This window comes from Tenacibaculum profundi, from assembly GCF_052050075.1.
Taxonomy (GTDB): domain Bacteria; phylum Bacteroidota; class Bacteroidia; order Flavobacteriales; family Flavobacteriaceae; genus Polaribacter.
Window position 1 is genome coordinate 1,832,748 of the sequence record NZ_CP197225.1, and the last position, 21,253, is coordinate 1,854,000.

Sequence of the window (21,253 nt, forward strand, 5' to 3'; positions counted from 1 at the left end):
TGTAGACACAATCAATTTTATATTTTAGGCTTAGTCAGGCAGAAAAACAAGAATATTTTTCGAATTTTCAATTTCTGTTTGATTCAATTTCATTTTTACAAATAATCCATTGTGGTATTTTTCTTTTTGATCTCTATAATAAGGACTAAATATATTCCCTGATTGCCCGGTAGGGATTATTGATATACTATTTTCTATATTCGAAAAATCAATTATCCTTCTTGTTGATGGACCTGCATAAACCTTATAATATCCTGTACTATCTATATTGTATATTTTATTATTTATGACTTGATCACCTCCATTTGGCTGGTAGGGCCCTACATTAAATATCTTCCTAAAAATACCTCCTAGTTTTCCTATTACATGTTCATGTTCAACCGAAGCTACTCTTTTCCATTTCCATTCTTCAATATTCTTTCCCAATTGATTTTCAAGAAACTCAACCCCTTTTTTAAAAGATATCAAGACAATATCTTTTTTAGTCTCTTTTTTATTTTTAGTATTTAGATCATCCCACCAAATAGACTCCTCTTTTTTAACTTGATTAGCTAAAACCTTCTCCTCAAATGGTGTATTCATAAATTGATAAAAAACATCCTTCATCTCATCTTTAAATGTATTTTTCATAAACTCATACCTAACTCTATTGTAAATAACAGGCTCAATATTATTTTTTCCAAAATCCCCATTCCATGCTTTTAGTAAATGTAACACTTTTAGCTCTTTCTCCGATAAATCTTGGCTACTAATACAACTAAACATTTTATCAATAATATCAGGCGCCGTAACGGATCTAATATCACAGATCATCTTGATCATATCTTCTTTGGTAAAACCACTTTTATCTTTCAATAAATCTACTATTCTTTTGGCTCTATCTTCTGGCAAGTAATACCCTGGATATAAAATACCTGCTATAGAATCTGGCTGATTATTTGCAGAATAAACATATCCCCATTCAGGGTTAATTGCTTGTGGATTCTTATCGAACTCTAAAAATTCTATAATTTCATCTTTCCCAGATAATCCGTTTAAAAATACTTTTCTATAAAGCCCCTCTCTATATTTATAAAGCTTTCCTGCTCCAAACCAAGCTATATTATCCTTTACATCACCATACATAAGATTCAATCCTGGCGAATGTAACAATGCTGCCCCTTTTTTAAATTGGGAAATTGAATTAGAATGTGATAACTGATAAGCTGCTTCAAGTAAATCATTATCTAATTTTGTGTATATCCATTGCATAGAAATAGGACGAGGACCTTTAATATGATCTATAAGATTATTTATAATTGGACCATGTTGACTAAATTTTACTTGATAATTTATGGTTTGACCTCCTTTAACTTTTATACTCTTATTAATTAATTTATATTTTTCTATCCCGTTCTTTGTTTTATAACACATATCATCATTTTCTATATTTTCCTCAACATAAAAGTCAATGTCATCATTTTGAAACATAGTTACACCATAAGCGTAATTTCTATTATGTCCGAGAAGCGGAAAAGGAGTTAGCGCGAGATTATACCCATACATTTCATAATCTGGAGTTTTTATATGGGATTGGTACCAAACTGAAGGTTGAGAATATGCGATATGTGGATCGTTCGCAAAAAGAACTTTTCCTGATTTAGTTTTTTCTTTACCTATAACCCATGAATTACTCCCTATAAATGAAGCTACTGGTAATCTGTCTATTATTGTATTTATTGCTTTTGATATTTTAATACTTGATTCGGCACAACTGTAATTTTCTATGGAGGTTAAGTTAGAATAATCTGCTTCTACCAATTCTTTCAAATAGTTTTTCCCAAGCTTCTCTTTAATTGCCGTTAGCATAGGATCTGTTTTATGAGCCAAGGCAAAGCTAAATGCCATGTATGCGAAAACATTGTAAATATCCTTAAGTGTATATTTTTCCTTATCAATGCCCAACATATAAAACTCTATAGGCTTAGGACCTTTTTCTATAAATTGATTCACCCCGTTCAAATAAGCCATCGCCATTTTAAAAGATAAACTATTTTGATTAACCCTTTCAATATTTTGTGCAATTCTTTCTTCAATTCCAATTCCTAAAAAAAATTTATCAACTGAAACAAAATCTTTTCCAAAAATTTCAGCTAATCTACCTGCAGCAACCCTTCTAGTTAACTCCATTTGCCATAACCTATCCTGAGCATGAACATAACCTAAAGCAATGTAGGCATCAATACTATTACTCGCATTGATATGAGGCACACCTATATCATCAAAATAAACCTTCACAAGATCTGAAATCCCCGTTAAATTCAATTTACCATTATAGATTGGCTTTAATTTTTTATAGAAAAAAAAGCTTCCAATCATCATTATTATTAGAAAGGATGCTACAAGACCAAGAACTTTTCGACTAAAAATCATTTATAAAAAAATTTCTTTTCCTAAATATAAATATCTTTTTCACTTTTTTTAAACTCATTTTATTCTCGAAATTCTAAAAAATCACAACAACAACAAAATAGTAAAAACACTTAAGAAAATATAGTAAAAACCCTTAATCCCTAACTAAAAGCTTTTATATAAATTTGGCCACCCCCCGACTCTTATTCTTGAATTTTAAATTATAAAAAAATGAATTTAAAAAAAGTAAGAGAGCCGATTGAAAAAAAAAGGGTCCTTCTTGTCACTGAAGGAACGTATCCATATAACTATGGCGGGGTCTCAAGCTGGTCGCACACATTATGTAATCTAACAAAAAATGTTGATTATCTTATCTATTCTTTGAATGCTCACTATGAAGAAAAACCAAAATATGAAATACATGATAATGTAAAAAAAATAATACAAGTACCACTTTGGGCTACCTACGATTTATATGATATAGTAGACTATGGTATTTCGTATAAAAAAATAGTTTCAAAAAAAAGAAATACGAATAGGTCTATTATAAAATATAACTTTCTCAAGTCTTATAGAACTTTTATTTCGAATTTAATTGATAAAAACGGAGACATAAAAAAACTTGAAGAAAGTATCTATGAACTATGGGAATATTTTGAAAAATTCGATTATGAACTTACTGTAAAAAATATATTAGTTTGGGAAGAATTTAAAAAAGTCATAATAAAATCTAATTTTAAATCTTCTAACTTAATCTTAAGTGATATATCGTTTTCATTTCAATATATTAACAAACTATTACTTCCCCTCACGATTCCTATTCCAAAAGTAGATATTGTTCACATTACATTAGCTGGACTCCCAATTTTACCTGCATTAATTGCAAAAAAGCTATACAAAGCTCAAATTTTGTCTACTGAACACGGCGTGTTTATTAGAGAAAATATGATTAACATTAGCAGTTCATCATTCTCTTTTTTCGTGAAAAACTTAATTATAAAATGCTCCGAATCTATTTGTAAGCTCGCCTATACAAGATCAGATCTTGTTACTTCCGTGAACAAATTCAACACAAAATGGGAGTTTAGATACGGTTTAAGTGAGGATCGATCCAAAGTAATTTATAACGGGGTTGATGAAAATAGATTTACAATAGGAGAAAAACCTGATCATTTAAAAAATATTCCAACAGTTGTTGCTATCGCAAGAATATTTGCATTGAAAGATATAATTACAATGATTAAAACCTGTGACTATGTAAGAAATAAAATTCCCAACGTACAATTCATTGTATACGGCGACAAAAAAGCTGACTTAGAGTATGTGCAAGAATGTGAGGATTTAATACAAGAGCTAAAATTAAAAGAAAACTTCATACTCGCTGGACATCATAATCAACCAAATAAAGCTTTTTTAGAAGGCGACATTTCTATTTTGACATCTATTTCAGAAGGCTTTCCATATACTGTAATAGAATCCATGAGTTGTGGGGTTCCTGTAGTAGGGACAGACGTTGGGGGAGTTGCTGAAGCTATTACGGAAAAAACGGGGTTTGTTTGTAATCCTAAAGATTATAAAAACATAGGTGAACGAGTTTTTTATTTGCTCTCCAATCCTGAAATACGAAAAAAAATGGGGATTGAATCCCGAAAAAGAGTTTTAGAAAACTTTACACTTCATAAAATCATTCAAACTTATGAAGATACTTACGAAAGTTTAACCCAACCAAAAACACTTACAAAAAAGCTAACCTCTTATATTAAAAAATGATAGAAGATATTGAAGAAAGTAAACGTCTACTACTGCAAAAAATTAAAAATAAAATCGGATCTCCAGTATCTATTGACGTAGTTGTAGCTACGCTAGAATCATTAGGAATAAAAAGTAAGAATATTCAAAATGATTTTGGGTATGATGACTCTTGGGAACTCTCAAAATATATTTATCAGGAACTAACATTGAATGTTGAAACTGACATTAAAAATGAGAAACAATTAGAAGATGAAAATGAAGCTACAAAAAAAAACAGAAGAATATCGCTTAGCGCCTATTTGTTTTTTAAACAATATTTTCTGAGTACGTCATACCTCCTTGCTTTTGCCATACAACTAACATCAATTATTACTTACGGATTCTCTATTTATATATACACTGGCTTCAATCATGTTCAATCAACTGTTGTTGTTTTAGGGATTATAATAGGTATGATAATCAGTGGTGGATTTATACAAGTTATTGGTAATCAAGTGTCCGGGCATTTTTACCTCAAAGATTATCAATTAGTTCAAAAAATGACATTCTCATTGCTTAAAAAAGGGAGTGTTTTCATAATTTCAAGTATTTTTATATTATTTTGTATTAATCTAATTATACCTTTCTATCCAATTAAAACAGCACTTCTTATTGGAGCTTATGCTTTTTGGGTTGGTTTGCTCTTCTTAGTTTTTGCTCCCCTACATGTGGTAAAAAACCGTAAAATAATATTGCTAGCAACAATACTTGCTACTGGGATATGTTTACCTTTAATCAATAACCCATTTCTAAACTTATATCAACTACATTTTATTGGTCTTATCATCGCTATATCAACGGTAATGTTATTTCTTGTAATATACTTTAAAATAAAAATAAAGCATAGCCAACCTAGCAAAATTAAATTCCAAAAAGGAGCTATATTTTATAATAATATTCATTCTTTTCAATATGGTATTTTAATTAATTTATTTTTTTTCATAGATAGGATTGTGGCTTGGTCTAGCACTAAAGTTGGGAATTTTTTTATGCCAATTTATTACGAAAAAGATTATGAAATTGGTATGGATATTTCAATTATTTTCTTCCTTTTCCTTGCAGGAATACTCGAATATGGAAACACCTCTATATTTAATCTTCTTAATAATCAAAAAAATAAAACTAATTTCAATAACCTAAAAAAATATAAGAAAAAAGTTCGCTTATTATATCTTAAGAATCTTTCAACTATATTTATCTCATCCGTTCCTGTCTACCTAATTATTTTATATATTTTTTATGGTAACTGGGGGTATAATTATTTTTTCACCGAATCTTTAAAAACAATAAACATAAAAGTTGCTAATATTGGAGTTCTAGGTTATTTATTCTTATGTTGTGGTATGCTCAATTGTTCATACTTATTATCAATGAAAAGACAGAAAGAAGTTTTACAAATTCTTTCATTGTCTTGTGCAATAAATTTAGCCTTTGGACTCTTATTTAGTCGATTATTATCTTATGAAGATAGTGTATTTGGAATGCTTATTGCCTCTGTATTTTTAACTATTGTAAGTTTTAAAGAAAATATAAAAGTTTATAAAAACATTGACTACTATGCTACACAATAAATACTTGATTTTATTTTTTAGTTATTTTTTCTTCCTAAAATCCTATGCAAATCGTAATAACGTATTTTTATGTTATGGAAAAGTTCCTGTTCATGAAATAATGAACTACACGTATGTTATTATAGAAGCAAGCTATTACAATAGTGCAGAAGTAGCTATTTTAAAGCAACATAATCAATATGTATTATCCTATATATCAATTGGCGAAATAAATAAATACACTTCTTTCTACAAAAAAGGAAAAGCCTATACTATTCCAGGAAAAAATAATATTTGGAATAGCTATTATCTTGACATAAAGCAGAAACCTCTTCAAAAAATAATTTTAGAAGACATTAACAATAAAATCAATACCAAAGGGTTTGATGGGCTATTTTTAGATAATGTGGATAATTATGGAAATTATGGGAAACAAAAACATTTACGAACTTACTTAATTTCTTTTTTAAAAAACTTGAGGCAAGTGTATCCGAATATTTTTTTGATGCAAAATGCAGGTCTTGACCTAGTAAATGAAACACATGGTTTAATTAACTCAATTGGTATAGAATCTATTATAACAGCATATGATTTTGAGCAAAAGAAATATCTATTTAGAGCTAAAAACGAATTAAAAACAAAAATTTCATTAATAAAAAAAATAGAAAAAGAATACAATATACCTTTTATCATAATTGAATATATGGACAGTAAAAAAGGTAAAAATAAAATACTCAGAAAAATGAAAAAATTTAAATGGGACATCTTTATTGGACAAATTGATTTACAAACTAAACCAGTGTTTAAATAATATGGGTATGTATGTAAACAGTTTTCTTTATGCGCTTATAAGACTTATTTTTGCCTTCTTAATTTTCTATTTCATTAGAAAGTCTGTAAAAAAGAAAAGAAGTGATTTATTTTCTTATTTCATAATTTTCAATATTAGTAAATATACGTCGATTAGTGTTATTTTAGTATTTATATTAACTTCAGTTCAAGCCTTTAACTTATTCAATTATTTAATATGTATTCTAATTTTTCTTGTTTTTGACTTAAATAACTTTAATTCCCCCAAAATGATTCTTACTACATTGAAAGATGGGTTTGAAAAAGCTACCTCTGAATTCATTAGTTTAATTGAATCTTCAAATAAGAAAAAACATTTTAAAAGATATATCAGTCCTAAAAAATTAGATAACAACGAAATTTATGATCTCGTTTCTGTCCTATTAATTATTATTATTACCTACGTCTCGAGAATGTATTTCTACAAGAATGACTTATTCCTATTCTCTGAAAACTGGTTCTCTGATTTTGATAAACTCTCATTAATAGAACAGCAACAATGGTTCAATACCGAATACCAAGAAATGGGAGAATATGCTCTTATTAGCTTAATAAGTAAATTCTTTAAGCTTAGCCTAGGTATGAGCTTACAAATGTTCGGTTTATTACAAATTATAATTCTTTCAATTCTTATTTACTTCATAATAAAAAATATTAGTAAAACAAATAGTGTTTTTTTCCCATTTCTTACATCGCTATTCCTCTCTGGGCACTTTGACATTTTACCTAATGATATTACCCTAATATTTCAACATAGGAAAATATTTACAGTATTAATTATTTTATTACCAATCTTTATTAAGATATCTAAAAAACAACATTTTTATAAATTTCGAACAAACTTTATTTTACTTTGTCTTTCATTTATTTCGATAGCACTAACTCACTTTGCTTCAATTGTAATAATAATAATACCATTTGTTTCAATACTCTTTATTTTTGATAACAATAAACCAATAAAACAAAAAATAACCTTATTATTCTCACCTATTATCATTGGTACTTTGATTCTTGGTAGCTTTATTTTTCTTTTTGAATTTGGAGAATTCAACACCTTTTTTTTCCTAAAAAATAGTTTTATCGAAGTTTCAAACTATACAAAAATGGGAAATCCAAGGTTTGACTTTAATACTATTACTCTTTTAGTATCTTTTTCTTCGATAATAACAATATTAATCAACATTTTTAATAATCGTGTAAATTTTTTTCCTTTAATATTATGTATTTTATACTTACTGTATGTAAACCTATACCGTACTAATCACTTTTTAATTGATAAAAATTTACTTCTACCAATCATAAGTATTCTCACACCGGTTTGTGCTATAATAGCTGTTTTTGAAATATTATTAAACAACTTCAAGTGGAACACTTCAAAGTATACTGAAAGTTCTGCCTTATTGATCTTACTTATTCTATTTTTTATTGGAAATCATTACCAAAAAACTAGTTTAAAGCACCTTAAAGAGTCAAATGAGACAAATCGACAACTATTATCTGTTTATGATAAAATAATAACTAGCCATCTTCCCTATAGCTATGCGGTCTCAAATCTACAAAAAGCAATGCCTTTTAGTGAATCCAATCATTTCTTTATAAATTATCATGAACTGAATAAAACTTATATTGATAAAGATTCTATTTTTCATACAAATAGAAAAAAGAATGACTTTCTTAAAAAACATCCTGAAGCAACTATCCCTAACAGTGTTTTCATATTTGAAATTCTTGATTTAGATAAAAATATCAGCCGCACTGGCTTTTTAACTCCCGAAAATCAGTTTAAAGAAAACGACCGTATAATTAATGTTTTAAAATCACGAGGAAGGGATATTTTACTCTTTATGAATACTAATCGGGTAAGAGTATATAAAATAACAAATAAAAAAAACAGTAGTGATATAGATAAGATGTTATTTTACGATAATCGATTTGAAGGATAATTATATATTAAATAGAAAAAATAACACCAAGAATTCTAAGACTTCGCAAAAATTATTTTAAGAGAGATTAGAAATTCCATAACTAAAAACAAGCACTAAAAATATTAAATGTGAAAAAAATAGCTGGTCAATCCATAAAATTAATTCTCGCTACGTTTCTTTTTATTTTCTCTGTCTATGGAGTCTATTTTAAAGAAAAAATCTTCTCTAAAGCAAATACTATTTCAATAGAAAAAAAATTTTCAAAAAGTAACTTTTTTATCAATAAAGAAGCTCCAATAATTAGCTTCATAGGTGATTTAGAGAGTAATGACAACGTTCTTTCTCATATCAAACAATTATGCGATTATACAAAAATTCCCTTTTCCTACATCCCCATTAAAAAAGCTACGATATCAAAAGATTTTTACATTCCCAATAGCTTAAAAATTATTTTTCTAAATAAAACAGATAATTTCCCACAAAAAATAATAGAAAAATTAGTCTGTTTCACCGCAAAAGGGGGAACTATAATAGTTACTAATACACCAGAGGATCAACGTTTAAACTATTTAATTGGTTTATCTGAAAAAAAATCATTACATAATTATAATACTTCAGCTAAAGGAATATTATTCAATAATAACTTCACTCCAAACCTAAATAATGTTGCTATTTTCGAAGATATAATTCACTATGGCCTAAACAAAAGTAGTTTTAATGAGAATGTAAAAACGGTATTAACCTCTGTAAACGATAAGAATTATCCCGTTATTCTTGAAAATAAAATTGGACTAGGGAAAGTAATTCTTTTTAATACTACTTTCGAAATTTCAAAATACGAAAGAGGTTTGATTTTCCCTTGTATTCTATCATCTCTTGAGGGTATTCCATACCCCATTGCAAATGTTAATGCTATTTTTTTGGATGATTTTCCAAGTCCTGTATATCCTTTTATAAAAGAACCTATTCTAAGTGAATATAATATTTCTAATCAAAAATTTGTTAGGGATATTTGGTGGCCAGATATGCTAGCTCTAGCAAAAAAATATAATATCAAATATACTACAACCATTATTTTTGACTACGATGAAAATGTAGAACCTCCTTTTTCATACAAACAATGGAATTTAGCCAGAGAAAATTTTATTCCCATACCTCACAAAATTACTCAAAGTGTATTGAAGGAAAACCATGAACTCGGAATTCACGGATACAATCATGTATCGCTATTAGAAAAAAGTTGGAACTATGAAAACATTATAATTGCAATGAATACTGTAAAAAAAATGTGGGATATTAGTGGATATGGTCATCATCCAATATCTTACATCCCCCCATCCAACTATATTGATAAAAAAGGTGTTATTGCTTTACATGAGGGTTTACCTTCGCTAAAATATATGTGTAGCCTATATACTGGGCATTTAAAGAAAGGAGGTGATAGAGAATTCAATCCTGAGCCTTACACACATGAAATGTTTGATTTCCCAAGAAATACCTCTGGATTTTATATGAATAATTTTAAAAAATATTTAAAAGAATCTATGTTTCTATATACTGGAATTTGGTCTCACTTCGTGCATTCTGATGATATTTATCAAATTCCTGCAATGGGAAATTTAAAAACAAAAGGGAAATTTAGTTTTAGAAATGAATTAGGGCTAAATTGGAGAAAAATAAATAACCAAAATCAACCTGGAATGCTAACTGCCTTTGAGGAGTTGATAAAAAAACATTGTGAAAATTATCCATTAACTAAATTTCCCGATGTGAAAAATGGAGGAAAGTTAGTCGCTGATTTAAGAGCTGATGATTTCAAACATAAAATAATTGATGAATTCTATTCTGTTCAAAATTTAACTTCCTCAGAAAAAGAGCACAATTGGTTTGTTTATACTTCGAAAAGCAAATCAAACCAACTATTTCAATACTTAAAAAACAATAATTATATATTTTCTAAAACCACTTTATTCGAGGGTTTTATTGTAAATATAAAAACATCGAATGGAAAAATTAGCATTCCTATACTGAATAGAAGGTATAATAATTTTGACAAAGAATATTATTTATCTGAATATCGTAATTACCTCAATCATAAAGAAACTTCAAGAGACTTATTAAAAAAGAAAATAGAATCATTAAGAAAAAAAATATTTCAACAGACTAAATTATCAATCGATACTTGGAAGGAATACGCAAAATATTCTTCATGGACAAAAGAAGAGCTTATTTTTTGGAATGATTTAGAAAGCTACTATTACAAGCACCAAAATTATGAAGCCTCTTCCTTATCTGAAGCTATGGCTAAAATTATTTGGTATCCTTCGGAAAAAATTAGAACAAACTGGTTACAACGAAAAATAATAACAGCTGACAGTCTTCAATTAAAAATTAAGCTATTGAAAGATTATATTAAAAATAATAATACTAAAAATAATATAGAATCAATTCAAAAAAAATTAAAATTGATTGCAGAGTTAAATCCAAGTATTGAAAATAGAATTGCCTTTATTTCTTCCTATTTATGGAATAACAGTAGTGATAAATTAGCAGTCCTTCTGAAAATACCATTAAGCACTAAATACAAATATTTTGCTAGTGAACTAGCTTGGTACTTTTATGAGCAAGGTTATTTATTAAAAGCTTTAGAATGGGCATCGATTTCAAATAAAATAACAATTGACACGCAAATGCACTGGTTATTTGAAGCAAAAAAATACAAGCAATTAAACTCTTTTTATTTAACATACAAATATAAGTCTGAAGATGAAAAGTTAATCGCAGACAAAACAATGATTGACCTTTATCTTGCTAGGGATATGTTTATGAAAGCTTGGGAAATTGCCACTAAAATTCCCAATTCTCATCATGAATACAAATCTATCCAAAAAAAAATGAATGTATTTTATCTTTACCAAGATAGAAATATTCACAAAAAACTAGTAAACGATGACTCATTTTTATATAAAAAAATAAGAGATAGCATTCATCGAATAGTTATGTTAGAAGAAAATAACCTCTATAATTTTGAATCTTCTTTGACTACCAATAGAAACGATATAAACAACTTTGATAAAAAAATCACTTATAGTTTTGTTAACAGGAAACAAAATGCACATAACTTTTCTTTTACACAATCATCTGTGAATGATATTATGAATAATAAAGAGGAAAATATTTCACTATATGGGTTTAATTATAAGTTTGAAAGTTCAAGATTATTTAATCAACAATTTCAATATTCAGGTTCATTTGGTTTTGAAACCGATAGAAACAAGTATTTTTATAATTTTAATACTCAAATTAATTATAATGTAGCTAATAGTTTTTTATCAGCTGAATATACAGCTACTCCTCTCAGAAATAATATTGGTCTTGAAAATTATATGTATGCTAACACCCTGAATATATATTATGAAAAAAACTTTGAAAATAAAATCAATGCATCATCATTTCTTGAAGGGAATTATTACACCGACGACAATTTTGACACAACCATATCTTTATCTGTAAACTACCCCATCATCAATTATGGAGGTAATACTTTCAGAACAGTTCTTGAAAGCTCACATTCATTCGGATCAACCAATTCGGAAGGAATTCCTTATTGGATGACAATTAATAGACATTTTTCAGGAGGAGGGCTACAATACCAGTTAAATTCTGATATTGACAAAACATTCATACTTATTGATGGTATGTATTTCTATGATAGTTACTCATCTTACTTTTCTAGATATCGAGCAAAGATTAATTTTCATTTACAAAAATATTTTACTGTAAACTTTAATGGGGAACTATATAATCACGATTTATACTACTCAAATACACTTAATATTGGATTATCATATTATATACACTAAACAACTTAATTGAATTCATATAAAGACAGATTATAGTTGTATTTTTGATATGATAAAACGCATATAATGAAAAAAATACAAATGGTTGACTTACAAGGTCAATATCAAAAGATCAAAGACGTTGTTAATACATCATTTGAGGAGATATTAAACTCTTCAGCATATATAAATGGTCCATATGTCAAAGAATTTCAATCTGACTTGGAAAAATATTTAAATGTTAAACATGCTATTCCTTGCGCAAATGGCACAGATGCATTACAAATTGCAATGATGGCTCTTGGTTTAAAGCCAGGTGATGAAGTTATTACTGTTGATTTTACTTTTGCAGCTTCTGTTGAAGTCATTGGACTATTAAGATTAACTCCTGTTTTGGTGGATGTAGAAGTGGATACTTTCAATATGAATATTGAAGCTTTAAAAAGATCAATTACTCCTAAAACTAAAGCTATAGTACCTGTTCATTTGTTCGGGCAATGTGCAAATATGGAAGCAATACTTGAAATTGCTAAAGAACATGATTTATTTGTTATCGAAGATAATGCTCAAGCAATAGGTGCTAACTATACTTTTAGTGATGGGACGGTAAAGAAAGCCGGAACAATTGGTCATGTTGGAACAACTTCATTTTTTCCTTCAAAAAATTTAGGTTGTTATGGAGATGGAGGAGCTATTTTCACTGATAATGATAATCTTGCACATAAGCTAAGAGGAATCGTAAACCATGGAATGTATAAAAGATATTACCATGATGTAGTTGGCGTAAACTCTCGATTAGATAGTTTGCAAGCTGCTGTTTTAAAGGCAAAATTACCTTACCTAGATAGCTATTGTAATACTAGAAAAAAAGCTGCTGAATTTTATTCAAACGCATTCAAAGATCATCCGAATATTATTACTCCGAAAATCAGTAAATTTTCAACTCATGTCTTTCATCAATACACACTAAGAATTACTAACCAGAGAAGAGATGAACTTCATAAGTACCTGATTGATAAAAATATTCCAAATGCTATTTATTATCCCGTTCCACTTCATGCCCAAAAAGCTTATAAGAATAGTCGTTATAATGAAAAGGACTTCACTGGTACAAATCAATTAGTTAATGAAGTTATTTCATTGCCTATGCATACAGAGCTTGATGCTGAACAGTTAAATTTTATAAGTCAAGCTGTTTTAACTTTTTTAAATAAATAAAACATAAATTAAAAACATACATGCCTAATTAAAATTAAAACCCTATTTTTTTTCCTTCAACCTCTAAAAATTAAAAAATATGAACAATATTCTAGTAACAGGTGGATTAGGCTTTATCGGCTCACATACTGTTGTAGAGCTCCATAACGTTGGCTTTAATGTTATCATTGTAGATGATTTATCCAACTCAAGAATAGAAGTCCTAGATAATATCACTCAAATTACAGGTAAAAAACCAGACTTTCATCAATTAGATCTAAAAAATAAATCTGACGTAAAGAAATTATTTGAAACCACTAAAATTGACGGAATTATCCACTTTGCTGCATTTAAAGCGGTTGGTGAAAGTGTTGAAAAGCCATTAGATTATTATGAAAATAATATATCCAGTTTAGTTTATATCTTGCAAGAAATTAGAGATCGAAATATAGATAATTTTATATTTAGCTCATCATGTACTGTTTATGGTCAGGCTGATGAATTACCTATCACAGAAAAAGCACCAATAAAAGTTGCAGAGTCACCTTATGGAAATACTAAACAAATTGGAGAAGAAATTATACGTGAATCTTGCGCTGCTTATAATTTTAATGCAATTGCATTACGTTATTTCAATCCAATTGGCGCACATGAAAGCATAAAAATTGGGGAGTTACCATTAGGGGTTCCTCAAAACCTGATTCCTTTTGTTACCCAAACTGCTGTAGGAATAAGAAAGGAACTTTCTATTTTTGGTGATGATTATCCTACTGAAGATGGAACAGCCATAAGAGACTATATTCATGTCGTTGATTTAGCAAAAGCCCATATTGCTGCACTTAAACGATTGTTAAATAAAAAGAACAAAACTAACTTTGAATTTTTCAATGTGGGTACAGGTAAAGGTAGTTCTGTTTTAGATGTTGTTAAATCTTTTGAAAAAGTATCTTCTAAAAAATTGAACTATAAAATTGTTGGCAGAAGAAATGGTGATATTACCGCTGCTTATGCAGATACAACACTTGCAAAAAAAGAGCTTAACTGGCAATCTGAAAAAACTCTAGACGATGCTTTAGAGTCTGCTTGGAAATGGCAACAAAATCAATCATAAAAAAAAGCTTCAAGTTTAAATAACTTGAAGCTTTTTTTATAATTTCTTTAACTTTGCTACTTAAGTAACTCAAATGCTTGATTAGCGATCTCCAACTCCTCATTTGTTGGAATAACGAGTACTTTTACTGGAGATTCTTCTGTGTTAATTTCTGTAAGCTTTTTAAATCGTTGGGCGTTTATTTTCTCGTCTAATAAGATTCCTAAGCCTTCCATCTCTTTACATATTAACGCTCTCATTTTCTCTGAATTTTCTCCTACTCCTGCAGTGAAAATAATAGCATCTAATCCATTTAAAGCAGCAAAATAAGAACCAATATATTTCTTCACTCTGTAAGCGTTCATTTCCAATGCTAAAAGACAACGCTTATCTCCATTATTAGCTTCTGTCTCAATATCTCTTAAATCACTGAAACCTGTTAACCCTAGCATTCCACTTTCTTTTTGAAGTATATTATTAACTTCTTCTGCAGTATAGCCAAGCGAATCAATAAGATAAAAAATTAGGCTGTGATCAATATCACCACTTCTAGTTCCCATAATTAAACCTGTAGCAGGACCAAAACCAAGACTATGATCAATACTCCTTCCATCATTAATTGCTGTCACACTACAACCATTTCCTAAATGTATAGTTATAATTTTTGACTTTTTTTTATTCAAATATTCAATAGCTTGCTCGGAAACAAATTTGTGGCTAGTTCCATGAAACCCATACAAACGAACATTATTATCCTCAAAAAAATGATTAGGTATTGCATATTTATAGGCTTTTTCTGGAATTGTTTGATGAAATGAGGTGTCAAAAACGGCAATTTGACGTGCCTCTCTGAAAAGATCTTCAGCCACATTAATGCCTTCTAAATTTGCTGGATTATGTAGTGGTGCTAAATAGAATAACTCTCTAATTTTATTTTTTACTTCTTGATTTACTTCTTTAGTTTCTGTGAAAGAAACCCCTCCATGAACCACTCTGTGACCTACAACTTTAATTTCACTAGTAGAATTAATGACTCCGTTTTTCTTATCAAGCAACATCTTTACTACCTTTTCAAGACCTTTTTTATGATTCTCTATATTTGTAACTTCTTCTATATATTCATCTGCTACTTCATATTGGACCTTACTGTTCTCTAACCCTATTCTTTCAACTATCCCTGAACATATGACCTGCTGGTCGGGCATCATAAACAATTGATATTTAATTGAAGAGCTTCCTGAATTTATTACTAAAATTTTCATTTTTTAAACGTTTTATCCTTGTGCCTGTATAGCCGTTAGTATAACTGTATTAAAAATATCATCAACTGTACACCCTCTACTTAAATCATTAACTGGTTTATTCAAACCTTGTAACATCGGACCTATTGCTAATGCACCAGTTTCTCTCTGAACGGCTTTATAGGTATTGTTTCCTGTATTTAGATCTGGAAATATCAACACATTTGCCTGCCCAGCTACCTCCGAGTTAGGCATTTTTTTCTTCCCTACTGATGGATCTACAGCAGCATCATACTGAATAGGGCCTTCAACTTTTAGGTCGGATCTTCTTTTTAAAACAATCTGCATTGCTTCTCTTACCTTATCAACATCTTCTCCCTTTCCAGAAGCTCCTGATGAATATGACAATAAAGCTATTTTAGGATCTATTCCAAATGCAATACTCGTATCTGCTGCTGAAATAGCAATTTCAGCTAACTCATCTGCAGTTGGATTAGGGTTAATAGCGCAATCACCAAAAATTGATACTCTATCTTCCAAACACATAAAAAATATAGAAGAAACTACAGAAAAGCCTGGTTTAGTTTTCACAAATTGTAATGCAGGTTTTATTGTATGCTGGGTTGTATGGGCTGCCCCTGACACCATACCATCTACATACCCTTTATATACCATCATTGTACCAAAATACGAAACATCTGCCATCAAATCCTCTGCCATAGCTAAATTTATTCCTTTATGTTTTCTTAGCTCATAAAGTGTAAGCGCAAAATCTTTAAAATAGTCTGAATTTATTGGATTTATGATTCGTGTTTTTTTAAAGTCAAATGAAATATTTAACCTTTTAATAGAAGCTTCTATGTTGATTTTATTACCTAAAATTGTGAGATCTATTAAATCATTTTTTTGAAGCTGAGATGTTGCTATTAATATACGGTCATCGGCTCCCTCAGGTAATACAATATGTTTTCTTTCCTTTTTAGCCATTTGTAAAAGGTTATACTGAAACATACTAGGTGTTACAACATTTGACTTTTTATAACTAACTAATTTCTCTTTTAATGTTGTCGTATTTACATATGTTTCAAACATGTTTATCGACATCTTTATTTTACTTTGATTATCCGCGTAAATATGTGATCGAATAGTACCTAACTTCGCTGTAACACTAAATGTACCTTCTTGTACCCACAATATAGGAACAATTTTTTCTAGCCCTTTAATAAGCTTTATTACCGACGAACTTAAATCAATACCACCTGTTAAAATAATAGCAGAAACAGAAGGGTAGTTACTTGATATATTTGCTTGTAATGTTCCAAGTAAAATATCTGATCTATCTGCAGGAGTCACAACAACGCAATCATCAGTTAAATGATTTAAAAATTTAGATAAATGCATTGCTCCAACTTTAATATCTCCAGTAGTATTATTAAGATATTTATCTCCAAATAACACGTTACCATCAATACCCTTTAAAATCTCTTTTATTGATGGATTATTTAATTTGTTGTCTACTGGTATTGCATTTATTGATACAGACTTGGGTAAACTAGCTCCAACTTTTTGTAAAATAATAGGTATATTTTTTTCTTGTACTTTATTAGCTACAACAGCTATAACTTCTACGTCTTTATTCGTAAAAGAATCGTACGTTAAACGTAATCCCTGAATAAAATCTAATAAGCTTTTTCCATTCCCTCCTGAGACAATAATTACGGGAACTCCTAGATTTTTAGCTATTAAGATATTTAAATCCATTTCTATAATTGCTGCATGATCAGAAAAATCTGATCCTTCAATTATTATATAATCAAACTTTTCTTCAAGTTTTTTATATTTCTCTATGATTTTATTGATAACTTCATCCTCTTCTCCCTGATTAATTTTATTAACCAACTCTGAACGTGTATAAGCGTATGAATCTTCATAATCTATACTAAGATTAAAATAAGTTAAAACGGTATTGATATGGTTATCTTTGATTCCCATATCAGGATTATCGATTATAGGCCTAAAATAGCCAACCTTAGGATGGTTTCTAAGTTGTAATTGCATCAATCCAAGGGTAAGCATAGACTTACCAGAATTAGTTTCTGATGCTGCTATATATATTGCTTTATTCATGGTTTAGGAGATAAGTATAATTAAATGTGTTTTTATAGGTATACGAACTAAAAAACTCATTTTAATAGGAAATGAGAAATTCAGATACAAAGATAATAAACGTCCTTTTCTAAAAATAGTATAACTCTAAAGTAAAGTTAAAAATATCAACAAAAACCAGTGAAATAATTTCACTGGTTTTTGTTTTATAAACATAACATTATCATTTTACCTTACTTGATAATTTTTCAAATAGAACTCAATATTTCCGAGTTTTCTAATAGTATAATTTCTTCCATCTATATTTTTAGTTCCGTAGCCAAGACCTCCAAAATTGGAACCTAAAACCTGTTCTCTTAACATTTTTTTATTCGCATGAAACTTACTGTCATTGATACCAATATGCCCGGATAAACGAACTTCTTGTAAGCCTCCATTAACTTCGCAATTTAATGATGGAAGCTTAAATTCTCCAGTAAGGAGTTCTTCTAAACCTATATCAAAATTAGCATTACATAAAGCCGTTGCTAAAACATCAAAATCTATTGATACATCGTCAAAGTGAAAATGATGCTTTGAGACTGCTATAAACTCTACCTCTCTTTCTAGCCTTGTCCAATCATTATCAAAATCTTGATTATATGAAACCCAATTTCTAAATTTTATATCCCAAAGAGAGACAAAATGTTCAGATCTAACCATAGAAGTTGGACTTGGATTCGGCGTATCATAATCAGCCCCTCCTGTAGCTAATACAATTTTAGAACCTAAACCAAATATATCTACATGATCTCCCCATGATAATCTTATTTCTGGTATAATTGTACTTATAATACTATTTTGCCATTCACCATCTATAGATTGATTAGTTGTGATCTCATTGGTTCTTTTTTGATAAATTTTATTTTTCGAAACTTTATTTCTTTTATACTGTGTTAGAATTAAATCATCTAACTCTTGGTCTACTGGTAAAATTATCAATGTCGGATTTTTTAAGATATAATTATAGTCTACCTTATCAACCTTTTTAACCAAAATACCATTTTGATAAACAAACCCTTCATTATGCTTAACATTATTCAGAGGAGCATATGATACGGTAATACTATTCATATTTCCTGTTGCAGAGTGAATTTTTTCAAAAGGAAAAAATAATTCAAATTCATAAAACTCTCCATTTGACTTATTATTATTCAATTCGTTAATTAAAGACTTTGATGTCAAATTTTTCTTTGATTTGGTGAAATATCTCTCACTTTTTTTCGATTTACTACTTTTTCCTAATAAAGAAGCAAAACTTATAACGTCTAAATTAGGATCAAATAGCTTATTCATAGAAGAAGTGATCTCATTTAGGACATGCTCCTTTGAAGTAACTAATTGGCCAACCTTATTTGCCAGCTTAGACATCTTTTTCTTTTGAAGGATTTGTTCGCTAGTTAAGCTAATTTGAACTTCAGAATCTGGTATTAATTGAGCTTCTTTTTCTGAACATGACGCTAAAATAAATGTGGTGAAAATTGTAATGTAAAATTCACCTTTTGTTAAAAAATTTAAATTCATTATTTGATATTTTATTTTGTTTAATGCCACAAACTTAAAGAAGGTAAGTAGAGAAAATTCAATGTAGGACTAGTGAGGTGTTTATTGGCATAAAAAAAATAGTAAATGTCTAAAAAGAGAATATTAAGAAGAGTAATTATTAATATTAATAATGAAAAATAACAAATACTACTCGAGAAATTAGTAGTATCTAATACAATAAGTAATTTAAAATAAGTAAAAATCATAATCAATATTTTTTCATTTTAGATTATAATTATACTCACATAAAAAAGCCAATAAAAGAACTTTTACTGGCTTTTTAAAAAATAAGTCGATCAGTAATTATTATTTAATTTCGTAATTTCTAAGATAGAACTCAATATTACCTAACTTTCTAATGCTATAACTATTTCCATTAACGTTTCTTGTACCATAGCCAATCCCACCAAAATTAGAACCAATAACTTGTTCTCTTAACATCTTTTTATTTGCATGAAATTTACTATTATCAATAGCGATACGTCCTGATAAACGAATTTCTCTTAATCCTCCATTTACAGTACAATTTAATGAAGGTAACTCGAAATTACCATTAAGAAGATCATCTAAACTAATATTAAAACTAGCATCACAAACAGCTGTAGCAGAAACATCAAAATCAACATTAACATCTTGAAAAATAAATAAATGTTTAGATGCTGCAACGAACTCAACTTCTCTCTCTAATCTAGTCCAATCATTATCAAAGTCTTGATAATAAGGAACCCAATTTCTAAACATAACATCCCAAAAAGACACAAAATGTGGTGGTCTTACTTGGGTAATAGGACTTGGTCTTGGTGTATCGTAATCAGATCCTCCAGTAGCTAATATAATTCTAGAACCTAAACTAAACATATCTATATGCTCACCCCAAGACAATCTTATTTCAGGTATCATAGTACTAATTATACTTTGTTGCCATTCATCATCAATAGGTAAGTTTTCTGTGATCTCATTGACTCTCCTTTGAGCCCTTTGCTTAGCTCTATTTTTTTCTTTTTTATATTGCTTCTCAAGGAGTGTATCTAAATTATTATCTATTGGTAAAATTACCAATGTAGGATTAGCTAGTACATAATTATGATCTACTTTTAAAATTTTATCTACCAATTTACCATTTTCATAAATAAAACCTTTATTATAATTACCCCCTCCTAAAGGTGCATATGAAACTGTAATTCTACTTAAATTACCTTGTTCACTATGCATTTTTTCAAGTGGAAAAAATAATTGAAAATCCTTGTTATTGAGAATTTCAAACCTATGTTTAGCTTTAGTAATAGATAATTCTCTAATCAGAGACTTTGATACTAAATCATCTTTTCCTTTTGCAAATGATCGTTCTATTTTCTTTGCATTACTTGAATTACCAAGTAGAGAAGAGAAACTTATTGCATCTAAGTTAGGATCATACATCTTATTCATAGAAGAGGATATTTCCGTAAGAATATTATTATTAGATGTTACCAACTCTCCTACTACTTTTGCAATTTCTATCATCTTTTTCTTTTGTAGGAGCTGTTCATCACTTAAAGTTGAACTTGACTCTGATTCGGAAACTGTTTCAACTTCATTTTCTGTACAAGAAACAAAAATGGAAAGTGCAATTGCAGTAATCAGTACCTTTCTTTTTGTTAAAAAATCTAGTTTTAATTTCATAATTAAATATTTTATTTTGTTTTAG

12 protein-coding genes are annotated in these 21,253 nt (G+C 28.8%); 7 read left to right on the forward strand and 5 right to left on the reverse strand.

Annotation, left to right across the window (positions count from 1 at the left end):
- Positions 1-30: 30 nt before the first annotated feature.
- The gene (locus tag ACSIGE_RS07505; RefSeq protein ID WP_440882136.1) at positions 31-2,412 is read right to left on the reverse strand and encodes a penicillin acylase family protein; all 2,382 of its coding nucleotides are present in this window, start codon (positions 2,410-2,412) and stop codon (positions 31-33) included.
- Between the two features lie 210 nt (positions 2,413-2,622).
- Between ACSIGE_RS07505 and pelF the strand changes: the two genes are divergently transcribed.
- The 7 genes from pelF (at position 2,623) to galE (ending at position 14,656) form a co-directional block, all read left to right on the forward strand.
- A complete protein-coding gene (pelF, locus tag ACSIGE_RS07510; RefSeq protein WP_440882137.1) occupies positions 2,623-4,161 on the forward strand; it encodes a GT4 family glycosyltransferase PelF in 1,539 nt (512 codons plus the stop codon).
- Positions 4,158-5,753: a hypothetical protein gene (locus ACSIGE_RS07515; protein WP_440882138.1), complete on the forward strand. Its 1,596-nt coding sequence runs from the start codon at positions 4,158-4,160 to the stop codon at positions 5,751-5,753. The genes pelF and ACSIGE_RS07515 overlap by 4 nt, the downstream gene beginning before the upstream one ends.
- A gap of 100 nt (positions 5,754-5,853) precedes the next feature.
- A complete protein-coding gene (locus tag ACSIGE_RS07520) occupies positions 5,854-6,543 on the forward strand; it encodes an endo alpha-1,4 polygalactosaminidase (protein WP_440882139.1) in 690 nt (229 codons plus the stop codon).
- Between the two features lie 268 nt (positions 6,544-6,811).
- Positions 6,812-8,524 (forward strand): hypothetical protein, encoded by a 1,713-nt coding sequence (locus ACSIGE_RS07525; RefSeq protein WP_440882140.1) that lies wholly within the window; start codon positions 6,812-6,814, stop codon positions 8,522-8,524.
- Between the two features lie 110 nt (positions 8,525-8,634).
- Positions 8,635-12,369 (forward strand): DUF2194 domain-containing protein, encoded by a 3,735-nt coding sequence (locus ACSIGE_RS07530; protein WP_440882141.1) that lies wholly within the window; start codon positions 8,635-8,637, stop codon positions 12,367-12,369.
- 66 nt (positions 12,370-12,435) lie between these two features.
- Positions 12,436-13,566: a DegT/DnrJ/EryC1/StrS family aminotransferase gene (locus ACSIGE_RS07535; protein WP_440882142.1), complete on the forward strand. Its 1,131-nt coding sequence runs from the start codon at positions 12,436-12,438 to the stop codon at positions 13,564-13,566.
- Between the two features lie 79 nt (positions 13,567-13,645).
- Entirely contained in the window at positions 13,646-14,656 is a 1,011-nt protein-coding gene (gene galE / locus ACSIGE_RS07540; protein WP_440882143.1) for a UDP-glucose 4-epimerase GalE, read from the forward strand.
- A gap of 56 nt (positions 14,657-14,712) precedes the next feature.
- Here the strand turns inward: galE and ACSIGE_RS07545 are convergent, their stop codons facing one another.
- The 4 genes from ACSIGE_RS07545 to ACSIGE_RS07560 form a co-directional block, all read right to left on the reverse strand.
- Complete coding sequence (locus ACSIGE_RS07545) at positions 14,713-15,897, reverse strand: acetate/propionate family kinase (protein WP_440882144.1); 1,185 nt, start codon at positions 15,895-15,897, stop codon at positions 14,713-14,715.
- Between the two features lie 12 nt (positions 15,898-15,909).
- Positions 15,910-18,003, reverse strand: coding sequence for a phosphate acetyltransferase (pta, locus tag ACSIGE_RS07550; RefSeq protein ID WP_440882145.1), 2,094 nt, complete (start codon positions 18,001-18,003; stop codon positions 15,910-15,912).
- Between the two features lie 207 nt (positions 18,004-18,210).
- Entirely contained in the window at positions 18,211-19,545 is a 1,335-nt protein-coding gene (locus ACSIGE_RS07555; RefSeq protein WP_440882146.1) for a hypothetical protein, read from the reverse strand.
- Between the two features lie 327 nt (positions 19,546-19,872).
- Positions 19,873-21,228, reverse strand: coding sequence for a hypothetical protein (locus tag ACSIGE_RS07560; protein WP_440882147.1), 1,356 nt, complete (start codon positions 21,226-21,228; stop codon positions 19,873-19,875).
- Positions 21,229-21,253 lie beyond the last annotated feature (25 nt).